Source organism: Natrialba hulunbeirensis JCM 10989 (assembly GCF_000337575.1).
Classification (GTDB): Archaea; Halobacteriota; Halobacteria; order Halobacteriales; family Natrialbaceae; genus Natrialba; species Natrialba hulunbeirensis.
Map to the genome: position 1 here is coordinate 65,194 of NZ_AOIM01000039.1, position 19,814 is coordinate 85,007.

Below are 19,814 nucleotides of genomic sequence, written 5' to 3' on the forward strand. Positions count from 1 at the left end.
AGGGCCACCCAGCCGCTCATCGGCATCGCTGGTTCGGCGTCGAGGACGTAGGTCAATTCGTTCATAGACGGCGTTCTATCCCGATCCCTCTTAATTTTTGAGAAACGACGCAGCGACGCCGGTTTTGCCGGTTACTACAATGGCTGTCGAAGCGGCCGGAATGGGCGGACCAGCGGCTGCTCGCGGGGAACCGATCGGACGGCTTTTTGAGCAACCCGCCGTAGCCGGCGTATGGACGCACTCGGCGTCGTCGTCAACCCCATCGCGGGAATGGGCGGACGGGTCGGACTCAAGGGAACCGACGGCAAACTCACCGAGGCACGCGAGCGCGGTGCCGAGCCACGCGCTCCCGAGCGGGCGCGAGAGGCACTCACCTCCTTCTCCCGGCACGCGTCGGACGTTCCGGTCTACACCGCCGCCGGCATCATGGGCGAGTTCGCCGCGCGCGATGCTGGTCTCGAGCCACGGGTCGTCTACGACCCCCGCGACGAGTCCGAACGCGCTGGGGAGTCGGCCGACACGCCACCCGACCCGACCGTCGACCCCGCCGACGCCGAGACCACCGCGGCCGATACGCGACGCGCCGTCCGCGCGCTCCTCGAGTCCGGCGTGGATCTCGTCCTGCTCGTCGGCGGGGATGGGACGGCCGTCGATGTGGCGGGGGTACTCGAGAACGAACCGGATGGACAGACGCCGATGCTCGGCGTTCCCGCCGGCGTCAAGATCTACTCCTCCGTCTTCGCGGTCACGCCGCGGGACGCCGGCCGAATCGCGGCCGAGTTCGAGCGCGTCGAGTCCCGCGAGGTCAACGACATTGACGAGGAGGCCTACCGCGAGGGAGAAGTGCGCTCGGAGCTGAAGGCCGTCGTCCCAGTTCCTGTCGCGCCGGACGTCCAATCGAGCAAGCAGCTCTCGAGTGGCTCCGTCGACGCGCTGGCAGCAGGATTCGCGCGCGAGGTCGAACCGGGGCGGACGTACGTCTTCGGGCCGGGTGGCACGGTCGGAGCGATCGAGTCCGAACTCGGAATCGAACCGTCGCCGCTGGGGGTGGATGTCTGGCGGGCTGGGAGTGCGGACAGCGAGGGCGGCGGTGACAGAAACACTGCTACTGACGGTGAAATCGACGGCGACGGGAACCTGGACGACGGCCAACTCCTCGCAACCGACGCCGCCGAAGCCGACATCCTCGACGTACTCGAGTCACCCGTTACCGTCGTCGTCTCGCCGATCGGCGGCCAGGGGGTCATCTTCGGTCGGGGCAACCACCAGATTTCGCCGGCCGTACTCGAGCAGGTCGACGAGATCGTCGTCGTCGCCGACGAGGAGAAACTGGCCGAAATCCCTGCCCTACGCGTTGATACGGACGATGAGGCGATCAACGAGGAGCTTCGAGGCTGGCAGCGCGTGCGGACGGGGCGGTTCACCACCCGGCTCGTGAAGGTTGTTTAAGGAACCAGGCGAGGTGGTCGGTCGCGGTGAAGCATATAACGACGACTGTTGCACATAATGGGTGTATAGTCAATATTAAGGTCGGCTCGGTCCTACGGACTGCGCATGGAAACGCGGAAAGTACAACGGCTCGGGCCGTCCACGCTGGCGATGACGCTCCCCGCCGAGTGGGCGTCCGAACACGGCGTCGAAAAGGGCGACGAGGTGTCGCTGCGAACCAGCGGAAAGGGGACACTGACAGTGATGCCCGAGTCCGCAAGCTCCGAAGAGACCGAAGCGATCATCCACGCCGACAACCTCGATGCCGGGGCCGTCGAGCGCGCCATCGTCGCGCAGTACGTCCTCGGCCGGCGCGTGATTCGCATCGAGCGCGAGGAGGGTGCACTCGAGTCGGCTCACATCAACGCGGTCTACCAGGCCGAAACCCAGTTGATGGGACTTGGTGTGATCGAGGAGACCCCGGAGAGTATCTCGATTCGGTGTTCGGTCGATCCGGACGACTTCACGCTGGACAACCTCCTCGAGCGACTCGAGCGGACCGGACAGACGATGCGCGGTGAGGGAATCAAGGCGCTGGCCCACGGGAATCCGGATCTCGCCCAGCGGGCGCTCAACCGGGAGCGACAGGCGAACAAGATCTTCGTCCTTCTCTTGCGGCTGATCTTTACGGCGTACCAGAACCCGAACCTCGCGCGTGCGGTCGACCTCAACAGCGGCTTCCCGCTGATCGGCTACCGCTCGATCGCGAAGAACCTCGAACTGACGGCGGACAACGGCGAGGACATCGCGGAAATCGTCATCGAGACGAACGGCCACACGCTCGACGTCGACGGCTCGGTCATGCGGGATATCCGCGAACTGAACGAACTGGTCGACGAGATCACCTCGCTGGCCGTCGAGTCGGCGGTCGAACGCGATTACGACAAGTCGAACGAGGTTCGGGCACTGTTCCACGAGATTGCAGACCGCGAACAGGAGATCCTCGACGAGTTGCCCGAGATGCCAAACGAGGAACTGCTGCGCGTTCGCGAGGTGCTCGTCAGCCTCCAGCAGACGGCCCAGTACGCGATGCGAAACGCCGAGATTGCGGCGAATCTCGCGCTGAACGAAGAGTCCGAGCACACGACGATCAACTGATACGGACGACTGTACCGATTTACCGGCGCAACCGCGGCCGAGTCGCGATTGTGCCGGAAATGACTTACAGGAAACCGGATGAGCGCACCGAACGGGATCACCACGGCGGACAGCCTCCCAGGTCGTGTCACTCGTTCTCGCTGGCCGGAATAAGTGCAATTAAGAGACCCCATCGACAACCTGTCGAGCATGGCTACGCACACGGAGTCGACGACGGACAAGGGCGTTGGACTGGCGCTCGCACTCAGCGCGGTTGCGGTGCTTGGCGCACTGTTGATGGTCACTGACATCGAAGCAGCCTGGGGCTTTGCTGGTGCCGTCCTCTTTAGCTCGCTCGCGGTCGTCGCGATCCACCTCTACTGGGAGTGATCGACAGCCGCCGGGACGCAACGACACGTCAATCTATCCTCATCGATGGTGCTATTCTTGGACAGTAGCGGACTTACTCGCCGGTTCGGCCGTCAAGAGTTAAGAGCGACGACCGCCTAGAGGAAGGCACGGACGATGACCGATTACTCCGACGAAGAACAGCGGATCATCTCGTATCTACGCGAGAGCGCTGCCCGTGGCGAACGGTACTTCCGGGCGAAAAACATCGCTGATGCGATCGGACTTTCGTCGAAACAGGTCGGCGCACGCCTGCCCCACCTCGCGGAGAAATCCGACGATGTCGATATCGAGAAGTGGGGGCGGGCCCGGTCGACCACGTGGAAAGTAACGGTTCGCTCCTCGACAGCCTGATTTGGGTCGCCACACCGCAGTTGCCCCCGATCTGTTCACTGGTTCGAGCAGCACAACAGATTGCACCACGGTACCCACCCTGTCTGGTGGTCGCTTCGAACACGAACCGACAGCGCCCGCCCACGGTCTTTTTACCCACAACGCACGCAGCTAGTGGCATGACTGTACGGGTCGATCGGTCGTTCGAACTCTCGGCACCCCCCGAGCGCGTCTGGGACTTTATCGCCGACCCGGCGAATCGCGCTCAGTCGATCAGCGTCGTCGACGAGTACACCGTAACCGACAGCGCCGGGCGACACGTCACCTGGCACGTCGAACTCCCGATTCCACTTGTCCGTCGCACCGTTCGCGTCGAAACCGAAGACGTCACCCGAAAGCCCCCCGAATACGTGAAGTTCGTCGGTGACTCTTCTGTTCTGCACGTCACCGGCGAGCACGAAATCGTCGAAACCGAGACCGGAACGCGTCTGGATAACCACTTCATCGTCGACGGCAAACTGCCCGGCGTCGAACAGTTCTTCAAACGCAATCTCGACGACGAACTCGAGAACCTCCGGTACGAACTCGAGCGAGACCTGCAGACGACCCAGTGAGCGGGAGACAGTGAACAGCGAACCGAACTGTTACAGTACCACCTGCAACTATTCACACACTGATCGCACGTCCGCGGTTCGGAGCGAGTGAAATGAGCGAGAACCGCACTGCTATCGCACGATCAGGTGTGCAGTGACTTGCAGTGGCTACTACAGAAGCCAGGTCGAGACGAGTCGGGTACTCGAGTCCCCTCGCGTGAACACCGTAGCGCCGTGGCTCGATTCCATGCCCATGGTAGAGAGAGTCAGACATCATTCCGCGCGGCTGACCGCTGACTTTTTGTGGTAGCGAGCCAAATAGCGGATGCCGGTACTGGCGCTTTTCACGTCATCGCCGGCAAGCGCGTCTCCGGCCCGACACTGCTCGTTCCCGGGACGAGCACTCCACTCCCGTCTCCTCGTCTCTTCCCCCTCGTCCGCATCCTTCCTTTCGCCCCTTCGCCTTGCCTTTCACGCTCTCCGTACGTCCGTGTCCGTTCTCCGAGCACGTCAGCCTATCACCACTCGATAGCGGTCGTCCACCCGCCGCTCACGACGGTGGTACATGGTACTCGAGTCGGGTCCGTTCCGGACCGAAACTATGAGTCGACTGTGTCGACCCAGCGCAGACCTACTCAGTCGTCCCGGGTGACGATGTCAGCCGAGAGGCCCTGTGCCATCTCGATTTCTTTGGAGTTGTTCATCGTCCAGGCGGTCCGCTCGGTAACGGCCTCGATAGCCTCACGAGCCGATGGGTAGCCGTTGCCCGACTTCTTCACGCCGCCGAAGGGAAGCTGGACCTCCGCGCCGATACACGGCAGGTTCGCGTACGCCAGGCCGATCTCCGCGCGGTCGCGGAAGTAGTTTATCTGGCGGTAGTCTTCGGAGATGATCGCCCCGGCGAGGCCGTACGGCGTGTCGTTGTGGATTTCGACGGCGTCCTCAATGTCGCCGTCGTACTCCAGCAGCGCGACGTGCGGACCGAAACACTCCTCTTTCAGACAGCGCAGGTCGGTGTCGTACTCGATTTCGTAGACNTCGTACTCCAGCAGCGCGACGTGCGGACCGAAACACTCCTCTTTCAGACAGCGCAGGTCGGTGTCGTACTCGATTTCGTAGACGAACGGACCAACCCAGTTGCCGTCCTCGTGGCCGGCTGGGATTTCGTCGTCCTCGAGTTCGAAGCGATCGACGAGGACGTCTGCGCCTTCCTGTTCTGCCAACTCGTTGTGCTTCTTGATCTTCTCGACGTGCTCGGGCTCGATCGCCGGCCCCATGAAGGTGTTTTCCTGGAGCGGGTCGCCGACAGCAACGTCTTCGGCGATGTCGACGTAGCGCTCTTTGAACTCGTCGTAGACATCCGTGTGGACGATCAGGCGCTCACTCGAAACGCAGCGCTGGCCGGTCGTCTTGAAGCTCGACATGATCGCCGAGTGGACGGCGATATCGAGGTCGGCTTCCTCGGTGACGATGATCCCGTTCTTACCGCCCATCTCACAGGCTGCGAGCTTGCCCGGCTCGCCGCCGACCTTGCTGGCGATTTCCTGGCCGACTTCCGCCGATCCCGTGAACAGCACGGTGTTGACACGCTCATCGTCCGTGATGGCCGCGCCGGCATCACCGAAGCCCTGGACCATGTTGAAGACGCCCTCCGGAATACCGGCGTCCTCGAACATCTCGGCGATGATCTGACCGCACCACGGTGTCTGTTCGGCTGGCTTCCAAACGACCGTGTTCCCCTCGACCAGCGCGATGGCCATGTGCCAGAACGGAATTGCGACCGGGAAGTTCCACGGCGTAATACAGCCGATGACACCGCGTGGCTTGCGACGCATGTACGCATCTTTCGAGCCGACTTCGCTCGGTACCACGTCCCCGTGTGGGTGGCGTGCGTTGCCCGCCGCCCACTCGACCATGTGCCAGGCCTCGGCGACGTCTGCTTTCCCTTCGGAAATCTCCTTGCCACACTCCTTGGAGATGATCTCTCCCAACTCGTCGTGGCGCTCGCGCAGTTCGTGGTAGATATCCCAGAGGTACTCCGCACGGTCGATGTGGGACAGCTCTCGCCACTCTTCGAACGCGTCGTTCGCTGCAGCGAGAGCGGCGTCGACATCGTCTTCGGTGCCGCGCTGGAACGTCGCCAGCGCCTCCCCCGTCGCCGGATTACCGCTCTCGAACGTTTCCGAGCCGCTGCCATCGGTCCACTCGCCGCCGATGTAGTGTTGGTTCACCTGCTCTGTTGCTTGCTGGCTCATACTCGAGTGGACAACGAGCGACGTAAAAACGCTGCTGGTGGTGGTGTCTCAGAGCTATAGTAGCCACTGCAAGTCAATGCACACCTGATCGCACGACGGCAGCGCGGTTCTCACTCGTTCCACTCGCTCCGAACCGCGGAAGTGCGATCAGTGTGTAAATAGTTGCAGTTGTTACTATAGTCGGTGGCATTGTTCTGCGTCGATTTCGAGGATGTCTGGTTTCAAGTTTCCGAGTCCGGCTTCCGTGTGTATTCCCGCTCAGTTCCGTTCGAGTTCCCGCGCCGAGTTATCTGCCTCGACTGACTCGGAGTCGACGGTATCTGTCTCGGCCGACTCGGAGTCGAATACGTGCTCGAGTTCGCGGTCCAGTTCACGCTCGGTAAGATCGCCGCGGGCATACTGTTCGCGCAGGGACTCGAGTTCGGGTTCGGTCGATGTCGCTGCCGCACTGGCAGTACTATCGAGAGTCGCGGCGTTAGCCGCCGTAGTTGCCGGCTGTGTGTTGTCGTCGGCAAACTGTCCGGCGACGACGAACGCGAGGGCGAGGGTACCAAGAAGACCGAACACGGCGAGTGAGCCAGGAACACCTGCAGTGAGAGCAGCAACGACGACCAGCGGAAATCCGAGAACGAGTGCGAAGAGGGCGGCTGCCGTCCCGTTGTCCATTGGTCAAGTTTCGAGTGGTGAACGTGAAAAACTTTCGACGAGATACTGGCTGTGGATCGTAACGCGGTCGCGGCGTCCCTACTGTTCGCTCAGATCCGCCGCCTTCTCGAGTTCACTCCGGAGCAAGGTCGAGTCAAACTCGTGATCCGGACGGAGCCGAACGAAGTCCAGGAAGCGACGCGCCGAGAGCAGTTCCGACGGTTGATAGACCGAGGAGGCGGCGAGGACGGCCTCGCGAGCGCCGATTCGGGGCTCCAAGATCGCGAGCGCACAGGCGAGGTCGTAGGCCGTCGTCTCCGCAACACGGTCTTCGTGGACGCTGGTCGCATCGATGAAGTACAGGTCGCCGTCACACAGCAGGATGTTCTCGTCGCGGAGGTCGCCGTGAGCGAGTCCGTGTTCGTGTAGCGTCGCGAGCATCTCGAACAGTTCCGGCGCGCGGGCGGCGACCTCCCGGTCCGAAACCGTTCGCAGCGATTCGAACTCCGGGAGGTACTCGAGTACCAGCACACCGAGACCGTTGACTTCGAAGGCCTCGATTGGGCGGGGAGCGTTGATGCCGATAGCGCGCATGCGCTGGGTGGCTTCGTACTCGTGTTCGACCATCTCGCGGGGGGTGTCGAAGCGGTCGAAGAAGCCTTCGGTGCCGGAGGAGACGGCACCGACGTTGCGGCCGGTCGTCAGGAGCGCGTGGACGAGCGCGTTCTGGCGGGTGACGATTTTGACGAACCACTTCTCATCGATGACGCAGGGGGTCGAGAGCCAGTTGTCGGCTTCGAGGAACTCGACGCGGACGGCGTCGCGGTCGTGTCGTTCCGCCAGCGTGCGGATGACGCGCTCGATGCGTCCCCACTCGACCGTGCCGCGTGCGAGCTGGCGGAGATCCATTACTAGAGATGGTGTGGGCTCGGAGTTAAATGCGTCTCGAAGTGTCTCTACCGAGACGTGTCACTCACACCACTCGTTCGAACGTTCGATCGTCACGGAAACAGAGGTGTGAACGACTATATCGGAGCATACAGCACCGTGCGGGCGCATCTAAGCAGTACTGTTTTCATCGTTGCTCTGAGAGTACGACCTAGACCTAGCATGGACGCTGTGGATGACCTCGGTGATGCGATCGACGTGACGCGAGAGTTGTTGGTGCCGGTTCGGGTCGGCCGCTGGCTCAAACTGGCGTTCGTCGTCCTCTTCGTCGGCGGCGGCCTTGGTGCAAGCGGCGGCGTGCCGGTCGGAGACGTTGAACCCCTGCTTGATCAGCCGATGCCGACAGTCGAAACGGATGTCGACCCCGTTCCAGACGAGGTGATCGCCGTCCTCGGGCTGTTGATCGTAGCTGGCGTTCTCCTCTGGATCGCATACGCGGTGGTCGGTGCGATTATGGAATTCGTCTTCATCGAATCGCTTCGGTCGAATGCGGTCCACGTCAGGCGCTATACCCGAGCAAACATCGGGCGCGGGTTGCGGCTGTTCGCCTTCAGAGCTGTTGCAGTGCTCCTGTTGAGTAGTGTTTTCGGGGTCGCAGTACTGGCCACATTTGGCGGCGTTCCAGACACGAGTTCACTCGCACTTGCCGGCGTCCTCGCGATTCCGCTGTACCTCGTCTACGCGGTTGTAATGCGCTTTACGTCCGAGTTTGTCGCGCCTGTCATGCTCCTCGAGCAGCGAGGGGTAGTGAGCGGGTGGCGACGATTCTGGCCGACCATCTCCTCGAACTGGGGGAACTACGCCGTCTATTTGGCGCTGGTGTGGGTCCTGCAGTTCGTTCTCAACATCGTCGTCGGCTTCGTCGTCGTGATCAGCGCGCTTATCGTGGCGATCCCGTTCGTTGTGCTCGCCGTACTTGCGTATGTTCTGGGCGGTGCCGGCGTCTACCTCGCCGTCGCGATCGGTCTCCTCGGACTCGTGGGTGTGATCGCAGTATTCGCGCTCATCCAGTTACCCATCCGGACCTACTTCCAGTACTACGCGCTGCTCGTCCTGGGTGACACCAACCCCGAACTCGATCTGATCCCGGACCAGCGCCGCGTTGCACGAACGGGCAAAAACGGCGTTACTGGTGCCGGCGAGACCGTCTCCCCAACCGACGGATGGGAACTGACTGGCTCGTCAACCGACAGCGAGCGAACGAGCAACGAAACGGGCACAAACACCGGAACGAGTACGGATACAACGACCGGGACGGAAACAGAAACAGAAACAGAAACGCGCGGCGTGCAGGATCCGAACACCAGTTCCGACACTGACGACCGACGGTCCGCCGACGATGCCGGCTTCTGGGGCGACAGCGAGCCAACCAGCAACTGGGACGCCACAGACGAGAGTGAATCCGATCAAACGGATACGGAGAGCAGTGCAGACAGTGCCGAGGGAGACGACAACAGGACGGACGGCGAAACCGGCGACACCGATACGGACACAGACAGTGACGACGGTCGCGGCTGGTGACCACTACAGACCACTCTCATCTATTGCAACCCCGCCATCCCGTTTATTTCATCAGTCGGTGACGTATCCCGAGAACCGATGGGACCACCGACACTCGAGGTCACGTTGATCGGACTGGACTCGAGTACCAACTGGACCACGCCCAGCCTCGAACCCGTCCGCCAAATCGGATCGGGTGGCGGGATTGGTGGGAGGAGTGGGGGTAGTGTATTCGCCAGGAGTGGTCTGGCTGATGGCGGTGACGGATTCCGATGGAGTGTGTTTGTCGTCGGATGTTGTCTGATCCTGCTCGGTGTCGTCGGCGTTCGATACGCGCCGGCGATTGTCCGTGCGCAAGCGAGAGAAGGAATGACGCCAGTCGAGGACGAACACCTCGAGGAGACGGATCGGATTCGTGTGACGAAAGGGACGAGCGTGGTTTTTTTGGTCGTCGGAGTGGTGCTCGTCGGTTATGCGAGTGGCGTCGTTTGAGGAGCGCTGTTAGCTGATCGTGGAGAGAATGCCGTCGTCGTCATCATCATCGTCATCCTCATCGTCCCCGCTATCGTCTTCATCGTCGCCTGTCTCGTCGTCGCTGTCGCCAGCTGTATCGTCCTGGCTGTCACCGTCGTCTGCATCGCCGTCGCCGTCACTGTCGTCGTCACCATCATCAGTCGCCTCATCGCCCTCATCACCGTTCCCACCATCACCTTCGCCCGCCTCCTCGTCGATGGCAGGAACGACGCCGTCCATAAGCGAGAAGATGTTCTCCTCTTCTTGCCAGTCGAGGTCCCGTGGATAGACGCCGATCGTCACGAGCAGGTCCTCACCCGCCTCGACTGCCTCGGTGATATGGAGCGCAACATCGACGTCGGTCCCGTCGAACGACGCGTTTGCTGAGAAGCGAGACTGCGTAGTGGACTGGTCGGCGACAGTCGCCGCGGACTCTTCCTCGAGTTCGACGTTACTGAGATCGTCGTAGTTGCTCACAACCAGTTCGACGAGGTCGCCCGTGGACATGTCAGAGACCGGGTTGACTTGCTGACCCAGGACGGAAACCTGTGGTGTCGAGAGCACGATGAAGACGGCACCGCGCTGACGGCCGAGCGGCCCCATATCGACTGCCTTCTCGTGTTCGGTCATGTAGTTCGTCACCACGACCTCTTCGGTCGCGATGCTGGCACCAACCTCCTCGCGGACGACGAGGTCGTCGATCCGCGTCTGTTCGTATCCCGTCTCTGCCCGGACGGATTCGTCGACACCTGCTGGTGATGCCTCGTGGGTCGCGAGTCCGACGAGAGTGAGACACCCAGCGAGTCCGGCGAGGCTGGCGGTGCCGATACCACCCAGCATGGTTCGACGATTCAGATCCATGGGGGAAATCTCACGTTGGTTCATAAGTGTTTATTGGATTCGAGACTGTCACGCAACGGACCAATACGCATATCGGCAAACGGTCTCCGCTGGGTCTGACAGGTCACGAACCGGGCTACTTCCGTTTGAACGCGCGAAGAACCAATGAGCCCACCGACAGATTGGTCAGTCGACCTTGCCGTGCGTGCTGGGCACGCGTCAACCAACGGACGACGACGTAACTCACCCCAGTGAGGGCCACTGCGATGAGCAGATTTCCGACGAGTAGCTGACGGATGGCTACCCCGGCCGACTCAGCCGCCGTCTCATACGAGACAACCGGATCAGTTCCAAGGATGAACCCACCAAGCGTGATACTCGAGACGTACACTGCCGGTTTGACGAACGGGTTGAGCACTGCTGCGGAGGCGAACAGCGCCGGTGTCGAGATCCACGACCAAAGACGACCAAAGACGACGAAGAGTCCGAGTCCGAGGCCGCCAGTCGGCATCGCCGTGACGAAGATGCCGAGTGCGAAACTGGCTGCGACCTGATGTGGCGTATGCTCTTCTTCGAACGCCTGTCGAAGCTTTGCGCGAGCAGTGGCACGATAGTGGCCCAAGCGATCCCGGAGATTCACGTATATCTATCCGTCTCCCTCGTTCGACCCAACGTGCAAAAAGCTACCGAGAGTCAAGATAAACACCCACGACCCGTCAAATTCGAACCATGTTTCGGACACTGGCTACGCCTCACGAGCGACGACGGATGTGAACGATAGCAGTGGTGTCGGACGGTCGTTATGGGAACGAGCCCGCTTCGTCGTACGCGTCGGCGACGCGCTGCAGCGCAACGACGTACGCAGCGGTCCGTGGGTTATCCAGATCGTGTTCCTCGTAGGTTTCGACGAGCGCATCGAACGCCTCGACGATGATCGTCTCGAGTTCGTCGTTCACGCGCTCTTCCGACCAGGAAAATCGCTGGCGATTCTGAACCCACTCGAAGTACGAGACAGTGACACCGCCCGCGTTCGCGAGAATATCCGGAATGACAAAGACGTCCTTCTCCTCCATCACTGCGTCGGCTTCGGGCGTCAGCGGTCCGTTCGCGGCCTCCGAAATGACGTCGGCAGAGACCTCCTCGGCGAGTTTGCCGTCGATTGCGTTCTCCAGTGCGGCCGGAATGAGCAGGTCGACATCCAGCGTGAGGGCCTCCTTGTTGGTGATCTCTTCCTCGCTCTCCTCGTAGCCGACAATACTTCCGGCCTCGTTCTTGTGCTTTTTCGCAGCGACCGGGTCGAACCCATCCGGGTTGTAGATGCCGCCACTCGAGTCGCTCGCGGCGACGACGGTGGCACCCATCTCGTCGATCAGTTTGGCGGCAATCCAGCCGGCATTGCCGTATCCCTGCACGGCGACGGTTGCGCCGTCGAGATCCTTGTTGAGGTAGTCGAACGCCTCGCGGGCTGCGAGCACGGTCGAACGGCCGGTTGCCTCGACGCGGCCTTTGCTGCCGCCGCTGGCGATGTTTTTGCCCGTGATGACGCCGGGTTCGGTGGTGTTCTCGAGTGTCTCGTAGGTGTCTTTGATCCAGTTCATCTCCCGCTGGCCGGTGTTCACGTCGGGTGCGGGAATGTCGCGGTCGACGCCGATCAGGGGACGCAGTTCGGTCGCGAACGCGCGAGTGAGGCGCTCGAGTTCGCTCTCCGAGTATTCTGCGGGATCGACGATGATCCCACCCTTGCCACCGCCGTAGGGGATTCCGACGGTCGCACACTTGTAGACCATCCAGCCTGAGAGCGCCTTGACTTCGTCGCGGGAAACACCCGGGTGGTAGCGGATGCCGCCCTTGTACGGCCCGCGGTCGCCGTTGAACTGCGAGCGGAAGGCTTTGAACCGTTCGAGGTCGCCGTTGTCGAGTTCGACCGTGAGATTCGTCTCGAGCACGCGCTCAGGGTGCTTGAGCCGCTCGATTACGTCATCACCGATGTCGAGATGTGCTGCCGCGTCGTCGATCTGCGACTGCAGGCTCTCGAACGGGTTTGTCTCTGCTGCCATAGGTCAGTATTTCGCAGAACCGAAAATAAGCGTGGCGAACATCACCCATAGTAAGTAAAACACAATATAAGGATTATAGTCGTGTTAATATCTGATACAGGTGTTGCCGCCGAGCCTGCAATGGGGTCTTGTCTTTGACTCCGAGACGGAGATCGTCTCCGACTTAGGGACGAAATATCCACAACACACCTCCCGGTACCGCCGACTTACGAATCGGCCGCGTCCGCCCGCTCACGAATCCGTTCCGCCTGTGCAATCAACGGCGCATCGATCATCTCCCCATCGACCTCGAAGACACCCCGTCCCTCACCGTCCGCCTCTCGCTTCGCCTCGAGTACAGCCGTCGCCCACTCGAGTTCCTCGGCTGTCGGCGTGAACGCCTCGTTGATCGGGGCGACTTGAGCGGGATGGATCGCCAACTTGCCGTCGTAGCCGAGTTGAATTGCGAACTCAGTTTCCTCGATAAGTCCGTCTTCGTCGCCGAAATCGGTGAAGACCGTATCGATCGCCTGGCAGTCGTGTGCGGCGGCCGCCACGACGACGCGCTCGCGTGCGTAGAGGACTTCCGTTCCCTCGTCGGTCCGCGTCGCGCCCAGATCCGCCGAGAGGTCTTCGGCACCGAACAGGAGGGCGTCGGTTTCGGGAACGGCCGCGATTTCCGGTGCTGCGAGCACGCCCCGTGCGTTTTCTATCAGTGCCAGGATGGGGATCTCGAGTGCGTGGGACTCGAGTTCCGCCGCAAGCGTGTGGACGTCATCCGCGGAGCCGGTTTTAGGGAGCATGACGCTATCGAGGCGGAAGTCGGTTGGCGAGCTGGCGGTATCGGTGTCGGTGTCAGTGGCAGTGTTGGAGCCGGTGTCGGTATCAGTGTCAGTGTTGGTGCCGGTGTCGATATCGGTACCACCGCCCGCGATAACCGCAAGGTCGGCCGCCAGCTCGTTGACGGGGGCGTTCACCCGAACACAGACCTCACAGTCGGGATCGAACCTCGGGTCAGTCAGAACTTCACGAACGGTTTCTCGTGCCGATTCTTTCTCGGTCGGTGCAACTGCATCTTCGAGGTCGAAGACGATGGTGTCAGCACCTGCGCTGGGTGCCTTGCGGAGCATATCCGGCTGGTCACCGGGTGTAAAGAGGATACTGCGTCGTACCATAACCGACTGTGTGCGTACCACTACTGTCAATGTATGGGACATGGGTGAGGAAAGCGGATCGGGGTTGGGAGTGTTGAGGACGGAGATATTGATAAAGACACATTGGGGAAGGGATGGGGTAGGTGAGGACGTTGGATGGGGGAGCAAGAAGTGTAGAAAGCGGGCCCCTCTCTGAGGAGACACCCCTCATTCAAAGTGAAATTGGATGGGAGAGAACTGAATGGGTTGTGTGGCGGTTTTCACTCTGAATTGGGGGTGGACGATTGACGGACAGTGTCACTCTCGAGTCATGGAGGAGGCTAAATACGAGACTCGAAAAGATCCGACAGAGAGTAGGATAAGAGTGGGAAGAGGGAGAGTAGGACAAGATTGGAGAGAAGGAGGAAGTATAGGGTGGGAGTAAAAGCGGGGTAGAAGTAAGAGCAACAGGCGTGAGCGAGGAGAAAACAGAGATGGAAAGCGAGTAAGAGAGTGAGTAAGAAAGAGTGGAAGCGTCGAAATCCGACAGGCGAAACAGGATTTACCCCCAGGGACCCCTCATTCAGAGTGTATCCTTTCTGTGGGAGGGTGGGGGTGGAGAGAGCGAGGGGGAGTTGCTGATCGCTTCGGGTCTCTGCCAACGTTTGGTATGAGTTTCTAGTATTCGGAATCTGTTGCTGGAACCACAACATTCAAACCATAACTAGAAACGGTTCTAGACTAGAATACATACTGAAGATTTGTTGTTGAATCGATAATCTACAGTGGAACCGCCGATGGTGTGTCAATGACGTGCCGATGACCTATCGGGGATAACAGTGAGGGATCGGTCGCTGGAGAGCCACCTCCCTCCAGCGGTACTAGTTGATACCGCTCTTTCTCACGTCTCTTACCTCCTTCACTCACCCTTATTTTCCCTCCAATCTCCTCCATTCACTCTTCTCTCACCCCTCACCATCATCACCCGCTCTCAGCTCACCCCTGTTATCTCCTCCATTCACTCTTCTCTCTCCCCTCTCCATATTCACCCGCTCTCAGCTCTTCTCTCACCACTCTCACTCGCTCTTCTCTCCCACTTACTTCTCTTCCCATCTCCCTCTCTTCTTCTCCCACCTCACCCCCTATTCATCGCTGCCTTTCACTCTGAATCAGGGGTGGGCCTGTTCACCACTGATTCGTTCGTTCACATCTTGTATTTCAGCCGTTTCCAGCGCTACTGCAGTCAAATAGAGCCCAGTCGTGATTCATTATCAGTCTGCATTCTTTCCCATGGTTTTATAATACCGGTCTTCCAGAATGGAAGCATGGCTGATACGGCCGGTGGGGACCCGCTCTTCCAATCCCACGATCCGATCTTCAATCGGAAGGAACTCCTCCACGTCGGGCACGTCCCCGATGAGGACCGGATCGTCGGTCGGGACAACGAAATCCAGTCCGTTGCCGCCGAAGTCGGCGCGATCACGCGCGGCGATCCACCGAACAACGTGATGATCTACGGCAAAACCGGAACCGGGAAGAGTCTCATCTCCCGCCACGTCGCCACGCGAGCCCAGGATGCTGCCAGCAGCAACGAAATCGACTGTGGCGTTCTCTACGTTGACTGCTCTGAAGCGAACACGGAAACGCGTGCGACCCGCCAACTCGCCCTGAGTCTCAAAGAACAGACCGCCTACCAGGACCACATCCCGCTTCGTGGCGTCGGGACCATGGAGTACTACCAGCACATCTGGCGTATTCTGGAGTCCTTCTTTGACGCCGTCATCGTCATTTTAGACGAAATCGACAAACTCGATAACAGTAATATCCTGATGCAACTCTCCCGCGCTCGCGAAGCGCGCAAGACGGACGCCTACATCGGCGTCATCGGCATCAGTAACAAGGTCCAGTACCGCGAAACCTTAGACGAGCGCATCGACAGCAGCTTCGGCCACCGCGAACTGTTCTTCCACCCCTACGATGCTTCCCAGCTTCGCGAAATCATGCGCAACCGCGAGGACGCCTTCCAGCCGGACGTACTCGAGGACGGAACGATCGAACTCTGTGCTGCACTCGCGGCGAAGAAACACGGAGACGCACGCAAGGCGATCGAGATTCTGAAGGAAGCGGGCGAGCTGGCGCGGCGAACCGGGTCGGAGTCCGTCTCGGAGGAACACATCCAGCAGGCCCAGGAGGTAGCCGAGATCAACCGCATCGAGGAGTTGACCAGTGGAGCGACGGTCCACGCCAAACTCGCACTGTACTCGCTCGCGAGTCGCATCATCACTGGCGACCGCGAGACGTACAAGACCCGAGAGATCTACCAGCGCTACGTCGGTATCTGCGAACTGGTCGCAAACGATCCGATCACGGAGAACGGACTCTATCGCCAACTCAAGGAACAGGCGTTCCTCGGCGTCATCGAGTCTGAAAAGACCGGCGGCGGCCGCTCACAGGGGAGTTACCTGCTTCATCGACTTGTGACGGACCCAAAGCACATCGTCAAGGCGGTCAAACGCGACTCCTCGCTCGAGGACCTACCGTCCTACGAGCAACTCGCAAATGGTGGCGACTCCTCGCGAGAGCACGAGGTGGAGACGGATCTGTCTTCGTTCTCGTGACGGACCTGTCCTCGTTCTCGTAGTTTTTCGGTCACGCTTGTCTCGCACTGTCGTTCGTACTCGAGTACAGTCTGAACGACGGGGGTGGGGGAGAAACGTGGGGGGGTTGCTACACAGACTGTGTGAGCCGGTTGCTCCGTCGTGCGGTGTGGGGACGGTACAAATCGGTGAGTGTCTGTGTGACGCTTTCAGTCTGAATTGGGGGTCTGGGTTTGTGTCTGAGCCTGGGCGTAGGTCTGTGCCTGAGCCTGAGCCTGGGCGTAGGTCTGTGCCTGAGCCTGGGCCTGGGTGTAGGTCTGTGCCTGGGTGTGGATAATTATGGCCAGAGCCCGCGTGCCTCGTGTGCTTCTGCGATGCGCTGTAGTGCGACGATGTACGCCGCATCGCGCCAGGTCACGTCGTTGCGTCCGTACTCGTCACAGACCGCGCCCCAGGCGCGGAGCATCTCCGTTTCGAGTTCCTCGTGGACGCGTTCTAAACTCCAGGCGCGGCGGTTGATGTCCTGGAGCCACTCGAAGTACGAGACGGTGACGCCGCCCGCGTTCGCGAGAATGTCCGGGATAACCGGAATGTCTCGGTTCTCGAAGATCTGGTCGGCCGTCGAGGTCGTTGGACCGTTCGCCCCCTCGACGATCATGTCGGCGTTGACGTTGCGCGCGTTATCGCCGGTGAGTACGTTTCCAATCGCGGCGGGGATGAGCACGTCGACGTCGAGTTCGAGCAGTTCCGCGTTGGTGAGCGACTGCGGAGCATTGTAGCCCGAGACCATGCCGGGTGTTTCGTCGTGATCTTCCACGTCGTTCGTATCGAGGCCGTCAGGGTCGTAAATCGCGCCGTCGATGTCGGAGACGGCAACGATGGAGGCACCGCGTTCGTCCAGATAGCGGGCGGCGTTTGCGCCAACGCTACCGAACCCTTGTACGGCAACAGTCGTTTCGTCGAGATTCCAGTCGTAGTAGTCGACCGCTTCCGCAGTGATGATACCAACACTCCGGCCAGGCGACTTTTCACGGCCCTGGGAGCCACCGATAACTGGCGGCTTCCCGGTCACGACGCCCGGCGTGGTTTCACCTTCCTGCATCGAGTAGGCGTCCATGAACCAGGCCATCGTCTCGGGGTCGGTCCCCATATCCGGTGCCGGGATGTCTTTCATCGGGCCGATAACGGGTCGAAGCTCCTCGGCGAACCGACGGGTGAGCCGCTCTTTCTCGTCCGTGCTGAGATCCTTCGGGTCAACGACGACGCCACCTTTCGCGCCGCCGAAGGGGAGATCCATCACGGCACACTTCCAGGTCATCCACATCGAGAGACCGACACACTCCTCCTCGTTGACGGCAGGGTGATAGCGCAGCCCTCCCTTGTAGGGGCCACGAACGCTGTCGTGGTGGGCGCGGTAGCCGGTGAACATCTCGCGCGTGCCGTCGTCGCGTTCGAGTGGAATCGTAACTCGGTAGACGCTGGTCGGGTGACGAAGCCGCTCGACGATGCCCTCGTCGACATCCAGGTGGGCGGCCGCGCGCTCGAGTTGGCGACGGGCTGTTTCGACTGCGCTTTCCTCTTCGTCGGGTTCCGTTGTCGGTTCGGCTGCGGTCATAGTGAGAGTGGTGAAGGCTGTGCCCGCACAAGACGACGATCAGACGACACCTCGACTGAACGTGGTCATACCACGTCGTGTCGGCGTACTGAAACCGCCGGCGGGTGTAGATGTGTGGGTTTCCGACCCATCGCCATAACCCTTGTTACTCCCTCGTGATTCATGCAATACTTGCTCAAACGAGTGGCCATTGCCGAGTTCTACCTGCTAGCACCGCCAGCAATACGGAACCAGTTCGGCATGAGAGAACTGCCCGTTCGTTTGAAGCAGTTCCTCGTGGTCGGCTTTCGTATGTCTATCGAGAGTACAAACCCAGCAACCGGTGACGTGATCGAAACGTACGACGAAACGGATGCGAGCGAACGCGAGAATCGACTCGACCGCGCACAGGCTGCGTTCGAGGAGTGGCGCGACGTACCGATCGAGACGCGCCAGCGGTTGCTCGTGGATGCGGGCGACATTCTTCGAGAGAACACCGAGGAGTACGCCGAACTGATGACACGAGAGATGGGGAAACCGATCGAGCAGGCCCGCGCCGAGGTCGAGAAGTGTGCCTGGGTCTGTGACTATTACGGCGAGCACGCAGCCGAGTTCCTGCAGGACGAAGTCGTTGCAGGTGATCCGAACGCCCGAACGGTGGTCGCACATCAGCCGCTTGGACCGATCCTCGCGATCATGCCGTGGAATTTCCCGTTCTGGCAGGTGTTCCGATTCGCCGCACCGAATCTCGTTGCGGGGAACGTCGGCCTGCTGAAACACGCCTCGAACGTCCCCGGTTGCGCACGCGCGATAGAAGATATTTTCCACGAAGCCGGCTTCCCGGCGGACGTTTTCACGACGCTGCTAATCGACTCCAGTGAAATCGAAGCGGTGATCCAGGACGACCGCGTTCAGGGCGTGACGCTTACTGGAAGCGACGGTGCAGGCCGTGCAGTCGCCGAAACCGCCGGCAGCGAACTCAAAAAGACCGTCCTCGAACTCGGCGGCAGCGATCCGTTCGTGGTACTCGAGGACGCCCCGTTGGACGAGACGGTCGAGACGGCAGTTCAGGCGCGACTCCTGAACTCGGGACAGTCCTGTATTGCGGCGAAGCGGTTCATCGTCGTCGAGGACGTCTACGACGAGTTCGTCGATCGCTTCGTCGCGGAGATGGACGCACAGGTCGTCGGTGACCCGCTTGACGAGGAGACGGATATCGGTCCGCAGGCGCGGCCGGATCTGCTCGATCAACTGCACGAGCAGGTACAGGAGACCGTCGAACAGGGTGGCGAGGTCCGGCTGGGCGGCGAGCCGATGGATCGTGAGGGTGCGTTTTACCCGCCAACCGTGCTGACCAACGTTCCCGAGGACGCACCCGCCGACCAGGAGGAACTGTTCGGTCCCGTCGCGACGGTGTTTCGGGTTCCCGACGAGGCGGCTGCGATCGAAAAGGCCAACGACACCCGATTCGGTCTCGGCGCGAGTGTCTGGACTGACGATCTGGAACGCGGTGAGCGCGTTGCCCGCGAGTTCGACTCCGGACTCGCGTTCGTGAACGAACTCGTCAAATCCGATCCGCGGTTGCCCTTCGGCGGCGTCAAGGACTCGGGCTACGGTCGCGAACTCGCCCGCGACGGGATCCATGAGTTTACCAACACGAAGACGATCTGGGTGCAACAGGACGCTGGCGAGGAGTCGGAACTGGTGGACTGAGGACGCTGCGGGTGACGGGCGACACACTGCAGTCCCACACGCGTTCTCGCCGGACCGGTGTGTCAGCTACGGTGACGGCACAACACCGTAGTTGAGCGCCGCCACTACACTATCTTTTTGAGGCGACCCCGCCACGTCGCA

Annotated in this window: 18 protein-coding genes; 9 read left to right on the forward strand and 9 right to left on the reverse strand. The window is 60.8% G+C overall.

Going from position 1 to position 19,814, the window contains the following annotated elements:
* Positions 1–231: 231 nt before the first annotated feature.
* The 5 genes from C483_RS15640 to C483_RS15660 all read left to right on the forward strand — a co-directional run bounded on the left by C483_RS15640 (position 232) and on the right by C483_RS15660 (position 3,920).
* Positions 232–1,449 carry an ATP-NAD kinase family protein gene (locus C483_RS15640; RefSeq protein ID WP_006654335.1) on the forward strand — a complete coding sequence of 406 codons (1,218 nt, stop codon included), beginning with the start codon at positions 232–234 and terminating at the stop codon, positions 1,447–1,449.
* A 105-nt stretch (positions 1,450–1,554) separates the two neighbouring features.
* The gene (locus tag C483_RS15645; RefSeq protein ID WP_006654336.1) at positions 1,555–2,586 is read left to right on the forward strand and encodes a phosphate uptake regulator PhoU; all 1,032 of its coding nucleotides are present in this window, start codon (positions 1,555–1,557) and stop codon (positions 2,584–2,586) included.
* Positions 2,587–2,775: 189 nt separating this feature from the next.
* The gene (locus C483_RS15650; protein WP_006654337.1) at positions 2,776–2,955 is read left to right on the forward strand and encodes a DUF7525 family protein; all 180 of its coding nucleotides are present in this window, start codon (positions 2,776–2,778) and stop codon (positions 2,953–2,955) included.
* A 135-nt stretch (positions 2,956–3,090) separates the two neighbouring features.
* On the forward strand, positions 3,091–3,327 hold the full coding sequence (locus C483_RS15655; protein WP_004215543.1) for a DUF7123 family protein: 237 nt from the start codon (positions 3,091–3,093) through the stop codon (positions 3,325–3,327).
* A 158-nt stretch (positions 3,328–3,485) separates the two neighbouring features.
* Positions 3,486–3,920 carry an SRPBCC family protein gene (locus tag C483_RS15660; protein ID WP_006654338.1) on the forward strand — a complete coding sequence of 145 codons (435 nt, stop codon included), beginning with the start codon at positions 3,486–3,488 and terminating at the stop codon, positions 3,918–3,920.
* A 614-nt stretch (positions 3,921–4,534) separates the two neighbouring features.
* Here C483_RS15660 and C483_RS15665 read toward each other — a convergent pair.
* The 3 genes from C483_RS15665 to C483_RS15675 form a co-directional block, all read right to left on the reverse strand.
* Positions 4,535–6,154, reverse strand: a complete 1,620-nt coding sequence (locus tag C483_RS15665; RefSeq protein ID WP_006654339.1) for an aldehyde dehydrogenase family protein — start codon at positions 6,152–6,154, stop codon at positions 4,535–4,537.
* Between the two features lie 258 nt (positions 6,155–6,412).
* Complete coding sequence (locus C483_RS15670; RefSeq protein WP_006654340.1) at positions 6,413–6,820, reverse strand: hypothetical protein; 408 nt, start codon at positions 6,818–6,820, stop codon at positions 6,413–6,415.
* A 78-nt stretch (positions 6,821–6,898) separates the two neighbouring features.
* Positions 6,899–7,708, reverse strand: coding sequence for an RIO1 family regulatory kinase/ATPase domain-containing protein (locus tag C483_RS15675; RefSeq protein ID WP_006654341.1), 810 nt, complete (start codon positions 7,706–7,708; stop codon positions 6,899–6,901).
* Positions 7,709–7,909: 201 nt separating this feature from the next.
* Here C483_RS15675 and C483_RS15680 point away from each other — a divergent pair, with 201 nt between their 5' ends.
* Together C483_RS15680 and C483_RS21190 are read left to right on the forward strand one after the other, a co-directional pair.
* Positions 7,910–9,268 (forward strand): DUF7544 domain-containing protein, encoded by a 1,359-nt coding sequence (locus C483_RS15680; RefSeq protein ID WP_006654342.1) that lies wholly within the window; start codon positions 7,910–7,912, stop codon positions 9,266–9,268.
* Between the two features lie 78 nt (positions 9,269–9,346).
* Positions 9,347–9,739 (forward strand): hypothetical protein, encoded by a 393-nt coding sequence (locus C483_RS21190; protein ID WP_006654343.1) that lies wholly within the window; start codon positions 9,347–9,349, stop codon positions 9,737–9,739.
* Between the two features lie 9 nt (positions 9,740–9,748).
* Here C483_RS21190 and C483_RS15690 read toward each other — a convergent pair whose 3' ends face one another.
* The 5 genes from C483_RS15690 to C483_RS21105 all read right to left on the reverse strand — a co-directional run bounded on the left by C483_RS15690 (position 9,749) and on the right by C483_RS21105 (position 14,903).
* On the reverse strand, positions 9,749–10,621 hold the full coding sequence (locus C483_RS15690; protein WP_006654344.1) for a DUF6517 family protein: 873 nt from the start codon (positions 10,619–10,621) through the stop codon (positions 9,749–9,751).
* Between the two features lie 115 nt (positions 10,622–10,736).
* Positions 10,737–11,240 carry a DUF2062 domain-containing protein gene (locus tag C483_RS15695; protein ID WP_006654345.1) on the reverse strand — a complete coding sequence of 168 codons (504 nt, stop codon included), beginning with the start codon at positions 11,238–11,240 and terminating at the stop codon, positions 10,737–10,739.
* Positions 11,241–11,400: 160 nt separating this feature from the next.
* Entirely contained in the window at positions 11,401–12,657 is a 1,257-nt protein-coding gene (locus tag C483_RS15700; protein WP_006654346.1) for a Glu/Leu/Phe/Val family dehydrogenase, read from the reverse strand.
* Between the two features lie 206 nt (positions 12,658–12,863).
* Positions 12,864–13,811: an HpcH/HpaI aldolase/citrate lyase family protein gene (locus C483_RS15705; protein WP_006654347.1), complete on the reverse strand. Its 948-nt coding sequence runs from the start codon at positions 13,809–13,811 to the stop codon at positions 12,864–12,866.
* 963 nt (positions 13,812–14,774) lie between these two features.
* Positions 14,775–14,903, reverse strand: a complete 129-nt coding sequence (locus tag C483_RS21105) for a hypothetical protein (protein ID WP_275039997.1) — start codon at positions 14,901–14,903, stop codon at positions 14,775–14,777.
* A 191-nt stretch (positions 14,904–15,094) separates the two neighbouring features.
* On the opposite strand from C483_RS21105, the gene C483_RS15710 reads away from it, so the two are divergent.
* A complete protein-coding gene (locus tag C483_RS15710; RefSeq protein WP_006654348.1) occupies positions 15,095–16,387 on the forward strand; it encodes a Cdc6/Cdc18 family protein in 1,293 nt (430 codons plus the stop codon).
* A 316-nt stretch (positions 16,388–16,703) separates the two neighbouring features.
* Here the strand turns inward: C483_RS15710 and gdhB are convergent, their stop codons facing one another.
* Positions 16,704–17,981 (reverse strand): glutamate dehydrogenase GdhB, encoded by a 1,278-nt coding sequence (gene gdhB / locus C483_RS15715; RefSeq protein ID WP_006654349.1) that lies wholly within the window; start codon positions 17,979–17,981, stop codon positions 16,704–16,706.
* Positions 17,982–18,272: 291 nt separating this feature from the next.
* Here gdhB and C483_RS15720 point away from each other — a divergent pair, with 291 nt between their 5' ends.
* A complete protein-coding gene (locus C483_RS15720) occupies positions 18,273–19,673 on the forward strand; it encodes an NAD-dependent succinate-semialdehyde dehydrogenase (protein WP_049912827.1) in 1,401 nt (466 codons plus the stop codon).
* Positions 19,674–19,814: the final 141 nt, after the last annotated feature.

Coding starts and splice junctions, on each gene's coding strand:
- C483_RS15640 (WP_006654335.1), top strand. CDS start 232: ATGGACGCACTCGGCGTCGTCGTCAACCCCATCGCGGGAATGGGCGGA.
- C483_RS15650 (WP_006654337.1), top strand. CDS start 2,776: ATGGCTACGCACACGGAGTCGACGACGGACAAGGGCGTTGGACTGGCG.
- C483_RS15645 (WP_006654336.1), top strand. CDS start 1,555: ATGGAAACGCGGAAAGTACAACGGCTCGGGCCGTCCACGCTGGCGATG.
- C483_RS15705 (WP_006654347.1), bottom strand. CDS start 13,811: ATGGTACGACGCAGTATCCTCTTTACACCCGGTGACCAGCCGGATATG.
- C483_RS15680 (WP_006654342.1), top strand. CDS start 7,910: ATGGACGCTGTGGATGACCTCGGTGATGCGATCGACGTGACGCGAGAG.
- C483_RS15710 (WP_006654348.1), top strand. CDS start 15,095: ATGGCTGATACGGCCGGTGGGGACCCGCTCTTCCAATCCCACGATCCG.
- C483_RS21190 (WP_006654343.1), top strand. CDS start 9,347: ATGGGACCACCGACACTCGAGGTCACGTTGATCGGACTGGACTCGAGT.
- C483_RS15720 (WP_049912827.1), top strand. CDS start 18,273: ATGTCTATCGAGAGTACAAACCCAGCAACCGGTGACGTGATCGAAACG.
- C483_RS15655 (WP_004215543.1), top strand. CDS start 3,091: ATGACCGATTACTCCGACGAAGAACAGCGGATCATCTCGTATCTACGC.
- C483_RS15690 (WP_006654344.1), bottom strand. CDS start 10,621: ATGGATCTGAATCGTCGAACCATGCTGGGTGGTATCGGCACCGCCAGC.
- C483_RS15700 (WP_006654346.1), bottom strand. CDS start 12,657: ATGGCAGCAGAGACAAACCCGTTCGAGAGCCTGCAGTCGCAGATCGAC.
- C483_RS15675 (WP_006654341.1), bottom strand. CDS start 7,708: ATGGATCTCCGCCAGCTCGCACGCGGCACGGTCGAGTGGGGACGCATC.
- C483_RS15660 (WP_006654338.1), top strand. CDS start 3,486: ATGACTGTACGGGTCGATCGGTCGTTCGAACTCTCGGCACCCCCCGAG.
- C483_RS15670 (WP_006654340.1), bottom strand. CDS start 6,820: ATGGACAACGGGACGGCAGCCGCCCTCTTCGCACTCGTTCTCGGATTT.
- gdhB (WP_006654349.1), bottom strand. CDS start 17,981: ATGACCGCAGCCGAACCGACAACGGAACCCGACGAAGAGGAAAGCGCA.